The following is a 16745-nucleotide window of genomic DNA, read 5'->3' on the forward strand; positions in this document are numbered from 1 at the left end:
TATTTCCGCGACCAGGGCCAGGACGTGCTGTTCTTCGTCGACAACATCTTCCGCTTCACGCAGGCGGGTTCGGAAGTGTCGGCTCTGCTCGGCCGTATCCCCTCGGCCGTGGGCTACCAGCCGACGCTCGCCACCGACATGGGCGCGCTGCAGGAACGCATCACCACCACCACCAAGGGCTCGATCACCTCGGTGCAGGCGATCTACGTGCCCGCCGACGACTTGACCGACCCGGCGCCGGCGACCTCGTTCGCTCACCTGGACGCGACGACGACGCTCAACCGCTCGATCGCCGAAAAGGGCATCTATCCGGCGGTCGATCCGCTCGACTCGACCTCGCGCATGCTCGACCCGATGGTTGTCGGTGAAGAGCACTACCAGGTCGCCCGCCAGGTGCAGTCGATCCTCCAGCGCTACAAGTCGCTGCAGGACATCATCGCCATCTTGGGCATGGACGAACTGTCGGAAGAGGACAAGCAGACCGTGGCGCGCGCCCGCAAGATCGAGCGCTTCCTGTCACAGCCCTTCTTCGTCGCCGAAGTGTTCACGGGTTCGCCGGGCAAGCTGGTCGACCTCGCCGACACCATCAAGGGCTTCAAGGGCCTCTGCAACGGCGACTATGACCACCTGCCGGAAGCCGCCTTCTACATGGTCGGCGGCATCGAGGAAGCGGTCGAGAAGGCACAGCGTCTCGCGGCCGAAGCGGCGTAAAGAAGCGAATAGCGAATAGGGAGTAGCGAATAGGGATCAGTGGGCCGGCCGAGTTTTTCTTCACTACTCGCTACTCGCTATTCCCTACTCGCTAGATTGACATGGCTGAAGCTTTCAAGTTCGAACTGGTTTCTCCGGAGCGCCTGCTGGTTTCCGAGCAGGTCGAATCCGTCGTCATTCCGGGCGCCGAAGGCGAGATGACCGTGATGGCGAACCACGCGCCGGTGATGACCACGATCAAGCCGGGCGTCGTCACCGTGAAGCCCGCCTCGGGTGTTGAAGAGCGTTATGTGGTGTTCGGCGGCTTCGCCGACATCGTCCCGGCCGGCTGCACGCTGCTGGCCGAATCGGCCGTCGCGGTGAAGGATGTCGACCGCGCCGATCTCGCGCGCCGTATCCAGGACGCCAAGGAAGACGCCGCCGACGCCAAGGACGACCAGTCCCGCAGCAAGGCGGAGCAGTTTCTGGCGCAGCTCACCACGCTGGAAAGCGCGCTGCTGCCGGCCTGAAGTCTGGTTCATGTACCGACATGAAAAGCGGGCGTCGTCCCGCTTTTTTTGTTTGAGTTCGCAAGCATTCCGCTCAGAGCGATTCCAGGAAAATGCGCAGCGGTCTTGCGCGGATACTGCGTAGAAACACAGAGTTGCAAAGATTTCGCGTTTCCTCAGACGCTGACGCGGTCTGAGCCGGGAATGGGTTACCAGAACCTGTTCTCAAATCCGCCTGACGCATCGTTCGGCCAGTGGGCACTCGTCGCACCTGACATCCCATTTCTGGCACCAGCTTTGGCCCAGCTTCTTCACCAGGCGATGAAGTTCGATGAGTTGCTCCGCGCTCCAGTCCGGGATCGCGCCCATTACAGCGCGATAGGCTTTGTCACTGTCGGCTGCATGCGAGACCAGACCGTATCGCTGCAGCACTCTCAGGACATGTGAATCGATGACAAAGGATGGCCTGTTCAGAGTGCTGAAATTCAATGTCGACGCAGCCACTTTAACGGCGACGCCATCAAGGCCCTGAAGCCATTTGTGGGCGTCGGATACCGTCATGTCGCCAAGGAAAGTCAGGTCGAAATCCGGATGTTCCTTCGCCACGCCGCGCAAGGTCAGTAATAGATTTGCCGCCTTGTCTTCGGCAAATGTGACCTGGGCGATAGCCCGTTCGATGTCGCTGACAGGAGCTTCCATCATCTGACGCCATTGCGGATAGAGCCCGACCAGTTTCCAGAAGGTCGGCCACGACACCTCGTCCTTGGTGCGACTGCTGATCAGCGACTTCACCAGTTGCGATATCGGATCGAGCCTGGGAAAGGGCGGCAGAGGCGGGAATCTCTGCCTCAACCGCTCAACAATGTAGAGGAGATCGGCATCCATGCCGATCCGCATCGTCAGTTGCATAACTCCAAAATGGAACAAATAGAGAACAATTGCAACGCCCAAATGCTCCGCCGGAGACATTGGCTCAAGGCGTCGATGTCAATCCTTCAACGCTTGGGATCTTCGTCGGCGCTTCGCCGCTCGCCGTCTATGCCGAGCGCTGCAAATGCCAGGGTCGTGCCATCCCGCCGCAGATGCACCAAATGCACGGCCACGAGTTGGATCAACGTCTGGCGTTCGGCGTGGTCCCCAGCGAAGCCGGCAAGGTCGAACACCGCGGTCACGGTTTCGTTCGCCGGCAATTGCTGGCTGAGAAGCGCCGTTAATTGAGTGTCGAGCGGATCGGTGAAATGGCCCTCGGGCAAGGTTTTCCCGCGCGCGGCGCAAGCGGCGATCCATGCGGCCACAACGAGCGTCAGATGCACCATTTCAGTCCCGGCTTCGAGGCACTCGATGGCCGAGGCTATGATGCGTTGCGGCAGTTTCTGGCTGCCGTCATTGGCGATCTGCGCGGTGCGATGGGCAAGTGCCGTGTTGGAAAAGCGCTCGGCCAGTTCTGCCGTGTAGGCCGCTGTGTCGAGCCCGGCATCCTCCGGCAAGGTGGGGATGGCTTCGGCCCACAACGCGTCGACGAATTGCCGGATCGCTGGATCGGCAAAGGCGCGGTCGACCGTGGCGTGGCCGCAGAGCAGGCCGAGATAGGCGATCGCCGAATGGGCGCCGTTGAGGAGCCTGAGCTTCATGTCCTCGAACGGGCCGACATCGCCGACCATGGTGACGCCGAATTGCTCCCAGGCCGGGCGGCCGCCGGGAAAATTGTCCTCGATGACCCACTGGCGGAACGGTTCGGTCATGACGGGCCAGGCATCCTCGACGCCGAGCTCGGCGGCGATCCGCGTCCGGTCGGCATCGGTGGTCGCCGGCACGATTCGGTCGACCATGCTGGACGGAAACGCGACCTCGTCGGTGACATGACGGGTAAGACCGGCCTCGGCCGCCTGGGCAAGGCCGGCGTCGCGCAAGCCGGCGAATTCGATCATCAGCCGATGCAAGGTGGCGCCGTTGGCCGGCAGGTTGTCGCAGCAGAGCACGGTGAAGGGTTGAGTGCCTGCAGCGCGGCGCCGGGCAAGCGCTTCGGCGATAAAACCATGCGCCGTCCTTGGCGCGCCTGGGTTTGCCAGATCATGGACGATGTCGGGGTGAGCCGCGTCGAGCCTGCCGCCCGCCGCCCTGAGATAAGCCTTCTCGGTAATCGTCAGCGTGACGATGCGGGTGCCTGGATCGGCCAGCGCCGCAAGCACCGCCTCAGGGTTTTCCGGAGCCACCAGCATCGAGCCGATCGAGCCGATGACGCGGAGTTCTTCCTCGCCGCTGCTCCTGATGGCCAGCGTGTAGAGCCCATCCTGCGGCGCCAGCGCGTCGCGCGTGTCGGGACTGCGCAGCGAGACGCCAATGATCCCCCAACCCGTCTCGCCCGCCGCCAGGCATTCATCGACATAGGCGGCCTGATGGGCGCGGTGGAAGGCGCCGACACCGAGATGCACGATGCCCGATGTAACCTTGCCCCTGTCATAAGCGGGTATCCTGGCCGCCGTGGGCAGCGAGCTCAGCGTGGCGTCGGACAGATGGCTTCTGGTCATCACGGTACCGGGCTTCGAGGCTTCGGGGCGGGTGACAGGCGGGGTAACACCTGTTTGCGCCTGCCGCAAGGATGCCGCTTTGCCTGATGACGTTGACATCGCCGTCGGCCAACCGTACCGATAATCCAGCCTGGAAGGAGCCGCTTTTCCCATGGTCGCGCTGACCGATCCGGACCTGCTGTTTCCGCCAGACGCGACCTCGCGCTCGGTTGCCCGCGACCTCTATGCCGGCATCAAGGACCTGCCGATCGTCAGCCCGCATGGCCACACCGATCCGCGCTGGTATGCGCTGAACGAGCCGTTCTCCGATCCGGCGCAGCTGCTTGTGGTGCCCGACCACTACATTTTCCGCATGTTGTTCAGCCAGGGCGTTCGGCTGGAGGATCTCGGCGTGGCGAGCCGCGACGGCGCGCCGGTCGAGACCGACGGCAGGACGATCTGGCGGCGGTTTGCCGAGCACTACCATCTGTTTCGCGGCACGCCGACCCGGTTGTGGCTCGACCATGTGCTGGCGCATCTGTTCGGCATCGAGGAACCGTTGAGCGCGGCAACCGCCGACCGCCACTACGACATGATCGCGACGCTGCTGCAGTGGGAGAATTTTCGCCCGCGCGCGCTGTTCGAGCGCTTCAACATCGAGGTCATCGCGACGACCGAAGGCGCGCTCGACGATCTCAAATGGCATAAGATGATCAGGGATAGCGGCTGGGAGGGCCGCGTCGTCACCGCGTACCGGCCGGACGCTGTTGTCGATCCCGATTTCGAAGGGTTTTCGGCCAATCTCGACCGGCTGGGCGAGATCACCGGCTGCGATACGGGGACATGGAGCGGCTATCTCGAGGCGCATCGCCAGCGGCGTGCTTTCTTCAAGAGTTTCGGCGCGACCTCTTCCGATCACGGCCATCCGACGGCCGAGACATCAAATCTTTCCGACGCGGCGGCACAGGAACTTTTCAATCGCATCCGCCGCGGTTCTGACGACGAGCGCGAGCGAAAGCTGTTTCGCGCCCAGATGCTGACCGAAATGGCCAAGATGAGCCGGGACGACGGATTGGTGCTGCAGATCCATCCGGGCTCCTGGCGCAATCACTCGCCGTCGATTTTCCAGACATTCGGGCGCGACAAAGGTTTCGATATCCCGACCCGGACCGACTATGTCACGGCGCTGAAGCCGTTGCTCGACTGTGTTGGGCTGGAACGCGACCTGACCGTCATCGTCTTCACGCTCGACGAGAGCAGCTATGCACGGGAACTCGCGCCGCTGGCAGGCGTCTATCCGGCGCTGCGGCTCGGACCGGCCTGGTGGTTCCACGACAGCCCGGAGGGCATGCGCCGCTTCCGCGAGATGACCACCGAAACGGCCGGCTTCTACAACACCGTCGGCTTCAACGACGACACGCGTGCTTTTCCTTCCATCCCGGCCCGGCATGACGTGGCCCGCCGGGTCGATTGCGCCTTCCTGGCGCGTCTCGTGGCCGAACACAGGCTGCGCGTGGACGAGGCGCATGAACTGGCCGGCGAGTTGGCCTATACGCTGGCCAAGAAAGCCTATCGGCTTTGAGCCGTTCGGGCCGGTGGCCGCCATCGCGATGAGGAGACGACGATGCCCGAGGCAAGGATTTTCTCGCAGGCCGGCGACACCGCGTGGACGACGACCGCGGACGGCAACCGTCGCCGCGTTCTGCTTCACACGAATGAATTGATGCTGGTCGAATTCGGCTTCGACAAGGGCGGCGTCGGCGTCTTGCATTCCCACCCGCATGTCCAGGCAAGCTATGTCGCGGAAGGACGCTTCGAGGTGACGATCGACGGGCGGACGGAAATCATCGGGACCGGCGGCAGCTTCATCGTGCCGTCGGGCCTTGTGCATGGGGTGAAGGCGCTGGAAGCCGGCCGGCTGGTCGACAGTTTCGCGCCGTACCGGGCCGATTTCCTGCCCTGACAAGATGCTGCTTGCCAGAGAGGCGTCGGCGGCCAGCCATCCTGTGAGGCTGCCGCGCCACCAATCAAATCCTGACCCATCAGGCTTCGTCGGCGCCGGCCTGTCTCAGGTGATGTATTTGAGCAGGCCGTAGAGCCGCTCGAACGTCTTGCCATAGGGTGGGCGCAGCATGGCGCCGGCGCTCAGCCGCGACTGGTGGAAAACCGGCTTCTCCTTGCTGAAGGTGCGGAAACCCCATTCGCCGTGATAGGCGCCCATGCCGCTGGCGCCGACGCCGCCGAAGGGCTGGTTCTCCTGGACCAGGTGTAGCATGCAGTCGTTGACGGTGACGCCGCCGGCAATGGTTTCGTGCAGGATGCGCCGGCGGTTGTCGCTGTCGCTGCCGAACCAGTAGAGCGCCAGCGGCCTGTCGGCACGATTCACATGGTCGATCGCATCGTCGACGCTGGCGTATTCGAGGATCGGCAGCACCGGTCCGAAAATCTCCTCGCGCATCAGCCGCAGATCCGGGCCGGCGTTCCTGACCAGGGTCGGCAGAAGCTTGCGGCCCGTGGCGCCGAGGTCTTCGCCAGCCGGGTTGATCTCGGTGATCTCGGCGCCGGCATCGCGAGCCTCGGCGATCATGTCGCGCAGGCGCCGGTAGTGGCGGTCGCTGATGATGGCGGTGTAGTCGGGATTGTCGCGCAGGCTGGGATAGAGCCGCGCCACGGCGGCCGCGAGTTTCGCGACGACCGCGCCCGCCTGTCCCCTGGGCACCAGCAGATAGTCAGGCGCTATGCAGGTCTGCCCGGCATTGAGCAGTTTGCCGTAGGCGATGCTGGCAGTTGCCGCGTCGAGGTCGCAGGAGGCATCGAAGATCGCCGGCGACTTGCCGCCGAGTTCGAGCGTGACCGGGGTCAGGTTGGCGGCCGCGGCGATCGCCACCTGGCGGCCGACCGCGGTCGAGCCGGTGAACAGCAGATGATCGAACGGCATCGACACGAAGGCCTTGCCCATCTCGGCATCACCGGTGATGACGCTGAGCTCGTCCGGTGCGAAATGTTCGGCCGCCAGCCTGGCCAGCAGGTCCGAGAAGGCCGGTGTCAGTTCGGAAGGCTTGACAAGCACACGGTTGCCGGCGGCGAGCGCCGCCGTGACCGGTGCGACCGCCAGCTGGAAAGGGTAATTCCAGGGCGAAACGATGCCGACGACGCCGAGCGGCTGCGGCAAGAGGCGGTTTCGGCCGGGCAGGAAGGGCAATGTGGTGGCGACACGCCGCTCCCGCATCCAGCCTGCCAGATGGGACATGGTGTGGCGGATGCCGGCGCGCACGACGAACAGCTCGGCCAGGCGCGTCTCATGTGAAGACCGGCCGCCGAAATCGGCATCGATGGCGGCGCAGATGTCGGCTTCATGCTTTTCGGTCAGCGCCAGCAGGCGCTTCAGCCGGTCCTTGCGCACGCCGACATCCGGAAAGGGCTGCTTGTCGAAGGCGGTCCGCTGCAACCGGAACCGCTCGCCCAGAACGTCCTGTCTTGTCTGCAGCATCTCGCCCTCCCTGGCTTGCCGACCAGCTTACATCGCGGCGCAAGGGAATCCAGCCGGTCCGCGATTGCCGCAGGGGCAGGTGGCAGCCCGATCAAGGCCTGTCGAAAGGCTAGCGAGGCTTGCTTGACAGGGGACCGCCGCTCACATAGTAAGTTGTAGGCCTAACCCTACAAGTGACCGATGAGCACTTTGCAAAACCCTTCTCCGGCGCCATCGCCGCATTTTCCGGATCTGCCGCGCGCGGATACGCCGAAGCGTCAGCTGGCCCATCCCGGCCGCTGGATCAGTGCCGTCATCGGGCTTGCCCTTCTGGCCCTGCTGGTGCGCGCCTTCGCCATGGGTCAAATCCGCTGGGATGTGGTGGGACAGTTCCTGACCGCCCGCGTGATCATCGTTGGGTTCGGCTGGACGCTGCTGATCTCGGCCTGCGCGCTCGCACTGGGCGTCGTGCTCGGCTTTGCATTCGGCATCATGCGCACAGCCGCCAATCCGACGCTCCGACTTGCCGCCTGGCTCTATGTCTGGATCTTTCGTGGCACGCCGGTGCTCTTGCAGCTGCTGATCTGGTTCAACATCGGCCTGGTGTTCCCGCGCCTCTATATTCCGGGCCTGATCGACGAGCGGATGGTCGATGTGATCACGCCTTTCGTCGCCGCCGTGCTGGGGCTCGGCGTCAATGAAGGATCCTATCTGACCGAAGTCGTGCGCGGCGGCATCGGATCCGTCGACCGGGGCCAGGTCGAGGCCGCGCATACGCTGGGCATGACCCCCGGCCAGACGATGCGGCGGATCGTGCTGCCGCAAACCTTGCGGCTGATCCTGCCGGCTCTCGGCAACAGCGCGGTCGGCATGCTCAAATTCTCGTCGCTCGCGGCGACCATCGCCATGGGCGAGATGCTGAACGCGGCCCAGCGCATCTATTTCATCAACGGTGCGGTGATCGAACTGCTGTTCGTCTGCGCCATCTGGTACCTGGCCGGAACCACGATGCTGTCGATCGGCCAGTTCTACCTCGAACGGCATTTCGGGCGGGGCGCCGCCGGCAGCGAGCCGCGCAAGCCATGGTTCAGGATGCGGCCGCGCCGGGCGGCTGTCTAGGGGGAAGCATGAGCCTCGCGGTCAAGGCGGTCGGTGTCCGCAAGAGTTTCGGTTCTCATGAGGTGCTGAAGGGGCTGGACCTCGAAGTGGCCTATGGAGAGGTGCTCTGCATCCTTGGCCCTTCGGGCAGCGGCAAGAGTACGTTCCTGCGCTGCATCAATCATCTCGAAGTGCCGAATTCCGGCTATGTCTGGGTCGATGGCTCGATCATGGGCTACGAGCCGCGCGGCGGCGTGCTGCAGGAACTGCCGGTGGCGCGCCTGCGCGCCCAGCAGCGGCGGCTGGGCATGGTGTTCCAGCATTTCAACCTGTTCGCCTACCGTACCGTGCTTGGCAATGTCATCGAAGGACCGATGGTGGTGCGCGGCCTGCGCCGCGCCGAGGCGGAAGCGCGCGCCATGCAGCTTCTCGATCAGGTCGGCATGGCCGGCCGGGCGTCGAGCTACCCGGCGCAGCTTTCGGGCGGACAGAAGCAGCGCGTCGCCATTGCGCGGGCGCTGGCGATGGAGCCCAGCGTCATGCTGTTCGACGAGCCGACCAGCGCGCTCGATCCCGAACTGGTCGGGGAGGTGCTCGAGGTCATGCGCGGTCTCGCCAAAGGCGGCACCACCATGATCGTCGTCACCCATGAAATCGGCTTTGCCCGCGAGGTCGCGGACCGCGTCCTGGTGATGATCGACGGCGAAATCCGCGAGACGGGAAAGCCCGAACAGGTCCTGAGCGAACCTCGCGACCCGCGCGTCAGGACATTCCTCAGCCGTGCGCTGTCCTGAAGATGGCGCGGCGACAATTCAAAATCAAAATGGGAGAAACCAAGACATGAAGACAACATTCTCGACACTGGGAGCGCTTGCCTGCGCGGCGTTGCTGGGGCTGGCGGCAAGCGGTTCCGCGAATGCCGCAGCGGATGCGGCCGCGGCCGCCAAGCTGCCGGACGCGGTGCGCAGGGCCGGCAAACTCAATGTCACCATCAGCCTGGCCTACCCGCCGATGGAATATAACGACGCCGGCTCGACCGACCTGAAGGGCTTCGATATCGATCTCGCCAAGGCGATCGCCGATCGGCTCGGCCTGCAGGCCGAGTTCCAGAATGTCGACTTCCCGCAGCTCATTCCGCAGGTCGTCACCGGCCGGTCCGATATCATCATGACGGCCTTCTCGGACAAGGTGGAGCGCCAGACGCAGCTCGATTTCATCGATTACTTCAAGACCGGAAACGTCTTCTATTCGGCGATCGATCTGCAGGGCTCGATCAAGACCGAGGCGGATCTGTGCGGCAAGACCATCGCGGTGGCGACCGGAACCAGTTGGGTCACCTGGGCCGAGGATCTGAGCAAGGCCACCTGTGCCGCCGACAAGCAGATGAACGTCATCCAGATCCCGACCCAGGCCGAGCACATCATGCAGATCAAGCAGGGACGCGCGCAGGCCTCGATCATCGGGCTCGAAGGGTTGCTCGACCTGATGAAGCAGGAGCCCGGCAAGTTCTACCAGATCGGTGACGTCGGCGAGATCAATCATTACGGCATCGCCACCGCCAAGCCGAACACCCAGTTGCGCGATGCCATCGTGGCGGCACTGGATTCGCTGAAGTCCGACGGTACCTATGCCGCGATCCTGGACCGCTATGGCCTGAAACAGGCCGGCGTCGAGGAATTCGTCGTCAACGGGACAAAGTAGACCAGCCATGCCGCGATCCGATCCGAACAATCCGTCCGCCGCCGATGCATCGGCCGAGGCAGAGCGCCCGGACATCGGCCTGTCGCGGCTGCGGCTCGACGCCTATTCCGGCGAGCAGCTTTACCGGCAGCTCTACCGGATGCTGCGGGCCGCGATCCTGAGCGGGGATCTTGCCGAGGGGGAAGCGATCCCCTCGGAAAACCAGTTGCGCGACCAGTTCGGCATAGCGCGCACCACGGTGCGCAATGCGATGTCGCTGCTGGTCTCGGAGGGGCTTGTCCAGCAGGTGCGCGGCCGGGGGACTATCGTTTCGCATCGGCCGATCAGCCACAGCATCTGGAATTTCGGCAGCTTCACCGAGCTGGCGCGCCGGCAAGGCCAACGTCCCGTAACCCGGGTGCTGGAGCATCAGGTCAAGGACGGCGAACTGCTTCTGGTGCGTGCGCGCGGACTCGCCAATGACGAGGAAGTCACCTGGCTCAACATGGATACGTCGTGGCTCAGCCTCGACATGTATCCCGGCATCGAGAACCACGATTTCGCGACGCAGTCGCTTTATGAGCTGCTGCGCCGCGACTACGGCCGCCACCCGATGCGCTCGGAGCTTCTGCTGACGGTGGTGCCGCCTTCGCAGAGGCTGAGGGAGGTTTTCGCCACCGCGCCTGAGGTGCCGGGCTACCTCTGTGCCAGCGGCGACGTGCTGGACGGCAATGACGAGCCGGTCGAGCGCACATCCATTGTCTACTCGCCCGCGGTGCAGATGAAATTCGCGACACGCTGGGGACGCAGCACCGCGCGTCTGGCGTCCGGGCGTGATGCAGGAGAACAAGCATGAGCCGCTTTCGCGAAACCTTCGCGACCCCCAAACCGATCCTGGCGATGCTGCATCTTGCGGGCGACGATCGTGCGGCAAAGCTCGCGCAGGCCGAGGAAGAGGCGCGCATCATGGCGGGCGAGGGTGTCGATGGGCTGGTGATCGAAAACTATTTCGGTGATGCCGAGGACGTCGAGCGGGCGCTGGAACGCATAAGCGGACTTGGCCTGGCAACCAGAATAGGCGTCAACGTGTTGCGTGACGACGCACAGGCCTTCGTCCTGGCCGCGCGCTACCCCGTGGATTTCATCCAGATCGATTCGGTCGCCGGCCATCTGCGCCCGGAGGCCGATGCGCCCTTCGCCGCTGAGCTGGCGGTGCGCCGCGCCGCTTCGAAGGCCCTGCTGCTCGGCGGGGTGCGCTTCAAATACAAGCCCGTCCTTTCCGGCCGGCCGGAAGCGGAAGACGTCGCGATCGGGGCCCGGCGCTGCGATGCGCTGGTGGTGACCTCGACCAAGACCGGCGAGCCGACGGACCTCGACAAGGTCGCGCGGTTCCGGGCGGCGACCGGGGGAACGGTGCCGCTGCTGATCGGCGCCGGCCTGACGGAAGCCAACGCCGCCGAGCAGATGGCGGTCGCCGACGGCGCCATCGTCGGCAGCTGGTTCAAGCGCGGCCATCGCGACACCGGCGCGGTCGAAGCCGATCATGTCGCGCGCCTGATGCGCGCGATCCGTTCGGTCCGGCTCGCGGCATGACCGGAACGGATCACATCGTCGCCCGCCCCATAACGGCGGTCGCGTTCGCACAGTACGGCACGGTGCATGAGCTTCTCGATGACAAGGACGAAAAGGTCGTCTGGACCGCCGGTAATGGCTGGCACGACGGATTTACGGCAAAGCCGCTGATCGACGGCTCGGGTCATCTCGGCATGACGCGCGGCACCGCCGCCCCCTGGCATTGCGGCGAGATGGAGCGCCATGACCGCACGCAGGAGGCCATCTTCTGCGCCGACGAGGCGATCGTCCTGGCCGTTGCGCCGGCCTCGGCCGCGCCAGCCCCGCGCCGCGAGCAGATCGAGGCCTTCGTCATCGCGCCCGGTCAGGCGGTGGTGATGAACCGGGGTGTCTGGCACGACGCCTGCCGGGGCCTGCACCGGCCGACGCCGTATTTCTGGATGGCTGTCTGCGGGCTCGGCGCCAGTCCATGGGTGCCGGTCGAGGGCGGCTCGCTGCTCATACGCGCCGGCTCGCAGGAAGGCGCCGGCGAAGGAAACGCCCCATGAGCGCCTTCTTCATCGGTGACCTGGCGCTCGATGAATATTACACGGCCGATCGCTGGCCGGGTCCGGCGGACAAGGGCATGGTCAACGAGTTGCCGCCCGAGATCGGCGGCTCCATCGCCAATGCGGCCGTCGTCCACGCAGCTCTTGGGGGAGAAACCGAGTTCATCTCGCTCCTCAACGCCAGCCAGCTGTCGCAGCGTCTGATCGCGGATCTGCGCGCCAACAAGGTCGGCGTTACTCACATGCTGACCGATCCGGCGATCGCCGAGTCCCGCAACCTGATCTTCCTGGTCGGCGGCGAGCATATCGTGCTGACGGTGGAAATGGGTCAGCAGCCGATGTGGCTGCGGTCGGACACGCTGGCGGCGCTTCGCGCACCGGGCTTCCTCTATCTGACGCTCTATCGCGCCCGGCGCCTGCACTGCCAGGTCGCCGAGGGCGCGCTTGCGCAGGCCGCCTTGCTGGCCGACCTGCGGGCGCATGGCCGCCGCGCCGTCTTCGATCTGGATGTCGGCGGCTGTACCGATGAGGACCTGCCCTATCTGGCCGGCGCCGATGTCGTCATCTTCAACCAGGTCGGCTTCCGCGCCGCCTTCGGGCATGACGACCTGGCGCGCATAGGCGGCTGGATGCGCGCAGCCGGTACCAAATGGGTGGTGCGCACGCTGGCGGCGGAGGGCGCCGAGGCGTGCAATGGCAGCGATATCGTTCGCGTGCCCGGCTACCCAGTGGATGTCGCCGACGTGACCGGCGCCGGCGATACGTTCGGTGGGACGCTGACCTGGTGCCTGTCGCAGGACTGGCCGTTCGCTGAAGCGCTCGACTTCGCTGTTGCCGCGGCGTCCCGTTCCGTGACGATCCACGGACCGCGCGGCGGCAAGGCAAGTGTCGAGGAGGTCAGGCGCTGGCGCGAGAGCGCGGCCGGCCGGACCTGAACGGGAACCATCCGTCAGTCTGCACTGCGCCGGGTTCTGGCGACCAGTGCCAGGATGGTTTCATAGAGTTCGTCCCGGGCCTGGCCGCCGCTGATGTCCCCCATTGCCGCGGCCTCCGAGACGGCATCAGCCGCGCCGAGCATCGCCCACAGGCCGGCGGCCTGTATGCCGGCTTCTCCCGAGAACGGCGCCAGCACGCGGCGGCATTTTTCGATGAAGTTCGTGCGGTAGTCGCGCTTGATGCCTTCGAGTTCGGGTGAGCCGGCCAGGGCGGCGATCACGCCCGGAATCTCGCGGCCCTGCAGCAGCACGCAGTCGACATAGGAGGACGCGATGACGGCCGCCTTGCTCGCCAAAGTCGGTTCGCTGTCCAGCAATGCGGCATCCATCAGCGCGGTCTGGCGCGCATCGAAATCCCGGTAGAGCACGGCCAGCAGGCCGGCGCGCGTGCCGAAATGGTCGTAGACAACCGGCTTGGCGACGTCGGCCAGTTCGGCCAGCCGGCCAAGCGAAAGCGCCTCGGTTCCCTCCTCCCGCACCAATCGCCAGGCGACGCGAACAAGCTGCTCATGCCGGTCCTGCCGCGACAGGCGGCGTCTTGGTTTCGCATCTGATGAAATCGGTCCTGCCACGCTTGACACTCTTATATACCAAAAGTAGGTTACCAAAAGTATATAAGCAAATCACCCGTTCGGCAAATGGCCGGAAAGGATTTTCGATGCACGCGCTCATTGTCGTCGCACACCCGAACCCGGACTCCCTCACGCATGCGCTGGGCAGGCGCGTTGCCGAAGGGATTTCCGGGTCGGATTCACCCCATACGGTCGAAGTCGCCGACCTCGCGGCCGAGCAGTTCGACCCGCGCTTCACTGTGGCGGATGTCGGCGCCCATCTGCGGCGGATGGCGCCACCGGAAGACGTCACGGCGGAGCAGGCGCGCATCGACAGGGCGGATGCGCTGGTGCTGGTCTATCCCGTCTACTGGTGGTCGGTGCCGGCCCTGCTCAAGGGCTGGATCGAACGCGTCTTCGCCAATGGCTGGGCCTATGACGATGCCGGCGGCAGACTGGTCAAGAAGCTGCAACGGCTGCCGGTCCATCTGGTCGCCAGCGCCGGGGCCGATCAGCGGACCTATGCGCGTCATGGCTATTTCGGCGCCATGAAGACACAGATCGACCATGGCATCTTCGACTATTGCGGCGCGCGCGTCATCACCTCGGAATTGCTCATCCAGCCCGACGCCCGGGATATGAACGCACTGCTCGATGCGGCCCACGGCATAGGGCGCAAGGTGTTTGCAGGACTGGATCCGGAAGCCGCCGCCAAAGCCGCATAGTGCCTGGCGGCCCATCGCAGGCGTCAAATCGATTGCCGCGTTCCTGCAAAGGGGCGTTGTGATCGGATGACGGGCGGGTTACTCCAAGGCGTCATGTGGAGAGTCGCCTTGCCCGTTTTTCCCACCCTCTCCAATCCCTACGTCATCGCTTCCCGCCTGGGGCACGCCTGATGCCGGCGCAGGCGGTGGGCATTCGGGCGCAGGACCCCAAGCGGCGCGTCCTGAAGGATGTGTTCGGCTTCGACGATTTTCGCCCTGGCCAGGCCGATGTCATGGACGCGCTGCTCGGCGGACGCCACGTGCTGGCGGTCATGCCGACGGGCGCCGGCAAATCGCTGTGCTACCAGGTGCCGGCGCTGGTCATGGGCGGGCTTACAATCGTCGTTTCGCCGCTGGTCGCCCTGATGCAGGATCAGGTGGCTGCCCTGCGGCTTGCCGGCGTGGCGGCCGACACGATCAACTCCTCGCTCGACCGCGAGGCCAATGTCGCGGCATGGCGCCGCGTGGCATCGGGCCAGACGCGCCTGCTCTATCTGGCGCCGGAGCGGTTGATGACCGAGCGCATGCTGGAGGCGTTGTCGAGGCTCGATGTCAGCCTGATCGCCATCGACGAGGCGCATTGCATTTCACAATGGGGGCCGGCGTTCCGGCCCGAATATGAGGACCTGTCGCGGCTGCGCGGTATTTTTCCGAACGTGCCGATCATCGCGGTGACGGCGACGGCGGATGAGAGCACGCGCGGCGACATCGCCGCCCGGCTGTTCGCCGAGCGCGTCGAAACGCTGGTGCTGGGTTTCGACCGGCCCAACATCAAGCTGGCCATCACGCCCAAGCAGGACAGCAAGCGGCAACTCCTCTCCTTCATCGAACGCCATGCCGGCAAGAGCGGCATCATCTATTGCCTGTCGCGCAAGAAGACCGAGGAGATGGCCGCCTTCCTGGAGAAGAACGGCGTGCGCGCGCTGGCTTACCACGCCGGCATGAGCAAGGAAGCGCGGGAGGCGAACCAGAACGCTTTCATGACCTTGTCCGGCGTCGTCATGGTGGCGACCATCGCCTTCGGCATGGGCATCGACAAGCCCGATGTCGCCTATGTCTTCCACACCGACATGCCGGGCAGCCTGGAGGCCTATTACCAGGAGATCGGCCGCGCCGGCCGTGACGGACGCGAAGCCGAGGCGCATATGCTGTTCGGCCTCGGCGATATCCGGATGCGGCGGCTGTTCATCGACGACGAGGACGCCGCGCCCGAGCACAAGAGGCGGTCGCACCGGCGGCTCGACACGCTGATCGGCTATTGCGAGACGGCGCAATGCCGGCGCCAGGTGCTGCTCGGCTATTTCGGCGAGGAAGCGGAGCCTTGCGGCAATTGCGACAACTGCCTGGACCAGGCGCCACGCGCCGACGGCAGCGCCGAGGCGCGCACGATCCTCACGGCGGTGGCGCAGAGCGGCGAGCGCTTCGGCGCCGCCCATGTCATCGACATCCTGCTCGGCCACGAGACCGAAAAGGTATTGGCGCGGGGCCATCAGTCGTTGAGCAGTTTCGGCACCGGCGCCGCGCACAAGAAGCCGGTGTGGCTGTCGCTGATCCGGCAGCTGGTCGCCGGCGGATTCCTGATGCCCGATCCCGAAGGCCATGGCGGCCTTGCCATTTCCGAGGGCGGCTGGGCGCTCTGCCGAGGCGAAGTCGCGTTCCGTTACCGCGTCGAGACGCGCGATCCCCTGGCGCGCCAGCGCGATGGCCGGCGCCGTGTTGCGCGGCATGGGTTCCAGCAGGATCGAAGCGCCTTCCACTTTGAGTCCCCGCAGTTGTTCGGCGACCAGGAATCGATGTTCCTCGCTGCACACGATGATCGGTGCAGCGACCTCCTCAAGCTCGCGGGTGCGTGCAACGGTCTGCTGGAACAGCGTGGAGTCGCCGCTCAAGGCCAGGAATTGCTTGGGCAGGTTCTTGCGCGAAAGCGGCCACAGGCGCGTTCCGCTGCCGCCGCTGAGGATTACCGGGGAGAGCATCGAATTTTTCCAGGATCGGAGGCGCGATAATCTAGCATGCTCGTCGCGTTGGCGAGTCGGCTACCGGCGTCCGGATGTTCCTTTGGAGCGGGCAAATCAGGCTGCATGGGGCCGCCACTTATCGTGGATAATGGCCCGCGTAGTCTGCATGGTGAAACGAGGTTCATGTTGTTCCAGCAAGCTCTCGCGCAGCCATCCATGATCGAACCCTTCACGTCGCGTGCGCGCGTGTGACCTGCTGCATCGTGGCCATTTCGCGGGGTCCGTATTCGGCCACATCTCCCAAATTGCACCGGCCGGTACGGGAACTGCTTGGGCCATGCCGACCGGCTTCCGCTCGAAACCTACAACCATGAACACGGAAAACTTCATCAGCTACGCCCAAA

Annotated in this window: 15 protein-coding genes and 3 pseudogenes; 13 read left to right on the forward strand and 5 right to left on the reverse strand. The window is 64.9% G+C overall.

The window, feature by feature from the left end; all coding sequences use genetic code 11:
- Together J0I79_RS29870 and J0I79_RS29875 are read left to right on the forward strand one after the other, a co-directional pair.
- Positions 1–711: pseudogene (locus J0I79_RS29870) on the forward strand (F0F1 ATP synthase subunit beta); the annotation flags it as partial.
- A 101-nt stretch (positions 712–812) separates the two neighbouring features.
- The gene (locus J0I79_RS29875; protein ID WP_292867969.1) at positions 813–1220 is read left to right on the forward strand and encodes a F0F1 ATP synthase subunit epsilon; all 408 of its coding nucleotides are present in this window, start codon (positions 813–815) and stop codon (positions 1218–1220) included.
- A 204-nt stretch (positions 1221–1424) separates the two neighbouring features.
- Here J0I79_RS29875 and J0I79_RS29880 read toward each other — a convergent pair whose 3' ends face one another.
- Both J0I79_RS29880 and J0I79_RS29885 read right to left on the reverse strand, forming a co-directional pair.
- Positions 1425–2150, reverse strand: a complete 726-nt coding sequence (locus J0I79_RS29880; protein ID WP_292867972.1) for an endonuclease — start codon at positions 2148–2150, stop codon at positions 1425–1427.
- 44 nt (positions 2151–2194) lie between these two features.
- Positions 2195–3727 (reverse strand): mannitol dehydrogenase family protein, encoded by a 1533-nt coding sequence (locus J0I79_RS29885; RefSeq protein WP_292867974.1) that lies wholly within the window; start codon positions 3725–3727, stop codon positions 2195–2197.
- A gap of 151 nt (positions 3728–3878) precedes the next feature.
- Between J0I79_RS29885 and uxaC the strand changes: the two genes are divergently transcribed.
- Both uxaC and J0I79_RS29895 read left to right on the forward strand, forming a co-directional pair.
- Positions 3879–5288: a glucuronate isomerase gene (gene uxaC / locus J0I79_RS29890; RefSeq protein ID WP_292867977.1), complete on the forward strand. Its 1410-nt coding sequence runs from the start codon at positions 3879–3881 to the stop codon at positions 5286–5288.
- A 42-nt stretch (positions 5289–5330) separates the two neighbouring features.
- Positions 5331–5669 (forward strand): cupin domain-containing protein, encoded by a 339-nt coding sequence (locus J0I79_RS29895; protein WP_292867980.1) that lies wholly within the window; start codon positions 5331–5333, stop codon positions 5667–5669.
- 105 nt (positions 5670–5774) lie between these two features.
- Here J0I79_RS29895 and J0I79_RS29900 read toward each other — a convergent pair whose 3' ends face one another.
- Positions 5775–7196, reverse strand: a complete 1422-nt coding sequence (locus tag J0I79_RS29900) for a coniferyl aldehyde dehydrogenase (protein WP_292867983.1) — start codon at positions 7194–7196, stop codon at positions 5775–5777.
- 180 nt (positions 7197–7376) lie between these two features.
- Between J0I79_RS29900 and J0I79_RS29905 the strand changes: the two genes are divergently transcribed.
- The 7 genes from J0I79_RS29905 to J0I79_RS29935 are packed head-to-tail and all read left to right on the forward strand — an operon-like array spanning position 7377 to position 13008.
- The gene (locus tag J0I79_RS29905; protein WP_292867986.1) at positions 7377–8294 is read left to right on the forward strand and encodes an amino acid ABC transporter permease; all 918 of its coding nucleotides are present in this window, start codon (positions 7377–7379) and stop codon (positions 8292–8294) included.
- Positions 8295–8302: 8 nt separating this feature from the next.
- A complete protein-coding gene (locus J0I79_RS29910; protein ID WP_292867989.1) occupies positions 8303–9067 on the forward strand; it encodes an amino acid ABC transporter ATP-binding protein in 765 nt (254 codons plus the stop codon).
- A 46-nt stretch (positions 9068–9113) separates the two neighbouring features.
- Positions 9114–9974, forward strand: a complete 861-nt coding sequence (locus J0I79_RS29915; RefSeq protein WP_292867992.1) for an ABC transporter substrate-binding protein — start codon at positions 9114–9116, stop codon at positions 9972–9974.
- 7 nt (positions 9975–9981) lie between these two features.
- Entirely contained in the window at positions 9982–10809 is an 828-nt protein-coding gene (locus tag J0I79_RS29920) for a GntR family transcriptional regulator (RefSeq protein WP_292867995.1), read from the forward strand.
- On the forward strand, positions 10806–11546 hold the full coding sequence (locus tag J0I79_RS29925; protein WP_292867998.1) for a BtpA/SgcQ family protein: 741 nt from the start codon (positions 10806–10808) through the stop codon (positions 11544–11546). The genes J0I79_RS29920 and J0I79_RS29925 overlap by 4 nt, the downstream gene beginning before the upstream one ends.
- Positions 11543–12073, forward strand: coding sequence for an ureidoglycolate lyase (locus J0I79_RS29930; RefSeq protein WP_292868001.1), 531 nt, complete (start codon positions 11543–11545; stop codon positions 12071–12073). The genes J0I79_RS29925 and J0I79_RS29930 overlap by 4 nt, the downstream gene beginning before the upstream one ends.
- Complete coding sequence (locus J0I79_RS29935; RefSeq protein WP_292868004.1) at positions 12070–13008, forward strand: carbohydrate kinase family protein; 939 nt, start codon at positions 12070–12072, stop codon at positions 13006–13008. The genes J0I79_RS29930 and J0I79_RS29935 overlap by 4 nt, the downstream gene beginning before the upstream one ends.
- Before the next feature lie 14 nt (positions 13009–13022).
- Here the strand turns inward: J0I79_RS29935 and J0I79_RS29940 are convergent, their stop codons facing one another.
- The gene (locus J0I79_RS29940) at positions 13023–13640 is read right to left on the reverse strand and encodes a TetR family transcriptional regulator (protein ID WP_366015499.1); all 618 of its coding nucleotides are present in this window, start codon (positions 13638–13640) and stop codon (positions 13023–13025) included.
- A gap of 86 nt (positions 13641–13726) precedes the next feature.
- Here J0I79_RS29940 and J0I79_RS29945 point away from each other — a divergent pair, with 86 nt between their 5' ends.
- A complete protein-coding gene (locus tag J0I79_RS29945; RefSeq protein ID WP_292868010.1) occupies positions 13727–14344 on the forward strand; it encodes an NAD(P)H-dependent oxidoreductase in 618 nt (205 codons plus the stop codon).
- A 170-nt stretch (positions 14345–14514) separates the two neighbouring features.
- A pseudogene (locus tag J0I79_RS29950) lies at positions 14515–16062 on the forward strand (ATP-dependent DNA helicase RecQ); the annotation flags it as partial.
- A 54-nt stretch (positions 16063–16116) separates the two neighbouring features.
- Here J0I79_RS29950 and J0I79_RS29955 read toward each other — a convergent pair.
- Positions 16117–16359, reverse strand: a pseudogene (locus J0I79_RS29955) (sugar phosphate nucleotidyltransferase); the annotation flags it as partial.
- Positions 16360–16745 lie beyond the last annotated feature (386 nt).

The sequence above is a fragment of the Mesorhizobium sp. genome (assembly GCF_017306585.1).
Taxonomy (GTDB): Bacteria; Pseudomonadota; Alphaproteobacteria; order Rhizobiales; family Rhizobiaceae; genus Mesorhizobium.

Coding starts and splice junctions, on each gene's coding strand:
- J0I79_RS29875 (WP_292867969.1), top strand. CDS start 813: ATGGCTGAAGCTTTCAAGTTCGAACTGGTTTCTCCGGAGCGCCTGCTG.
- J0I79_RS29885 (WP_292867974.1), bottom strand. CDS start 3,727: ATGACCAGAAGCCATCTGTCCGACGCCACGCTGAGCTCGCTGCCCACG.
- uxaC (WP_292867977.1), top strand. CDS start 3,879: ATGGTCGCGCTGACCGATCCGGACCTGCTGTTTCCGCCAGACGCGACC.
- J0I79_RS29895 (WP_292867980.1), top strand. CDS start 5,331: ATGCCCGAGGCAAGGATTTTCTCGCAGGCCGGCGACACCGCGTGGACG.
- J0I79_RS29900 (WP_292867983.1), bottom strand. CDS start 7,196: ATGCTGCAGACAAGACAGGACGTTCTGGGCGAGCGGTTCCGGTTGCAG.
- J0I79_RS29905 (WP_292867986.1), top strand. CDS start 7,377: ATGAGCACTTTGCAAAACCCTTCTCCGGCGCCATCGCCGCATTTTCCG.
- J0I79_RS29910 (WP_292867989.1), top strand. CDS start 8,303: ATGAGCCTCGCGGTCAAGGCGGTCGGTGTCCGCAAGAGTTTCGGTTCT.
- J0I79_RS29915 (WP_292867992.1), top strand. CDS start 9,114: ATGAAGACAACATTCTCGACACTGGGAGCGCTTGCCTGCGCGGCGTTG.
- J0I79_RS29920 (WP_292867995.1), top strand. CDS start 9,982: ATGCCGCGATCCGATCCGAACAATCCGTCCGCCGCCGATGCATCGGCC.
- J0I79_RS29925 (WP_292867998.1), top strand. CDS start 10,806: ATGAGCCGCTTTCGCGAAACCTTCGCGACCCCCAAACCGATCCTGGCG.
- J0I79_RS29930 (WP_292868001.1), top strand. CDS start 11,543: ATGACCGGAACGGATCACATCGTCGCCCGCCCCATAACGGCGGTCGCG.
- J0I79_RS29935 (WP_292868004.1), top strand. CDS start 12,070: ATGAGCGCCTTCTTCATCGGTGACCTGGCGCTCGATGAATATTACACG.
- J0I79_RS29945 (WP_292868010.1), top strand. CDS start 13,727: ATGCACGCGCTCATTGTCGTCGCACACCCGAACCCGGACTCCCTCACG.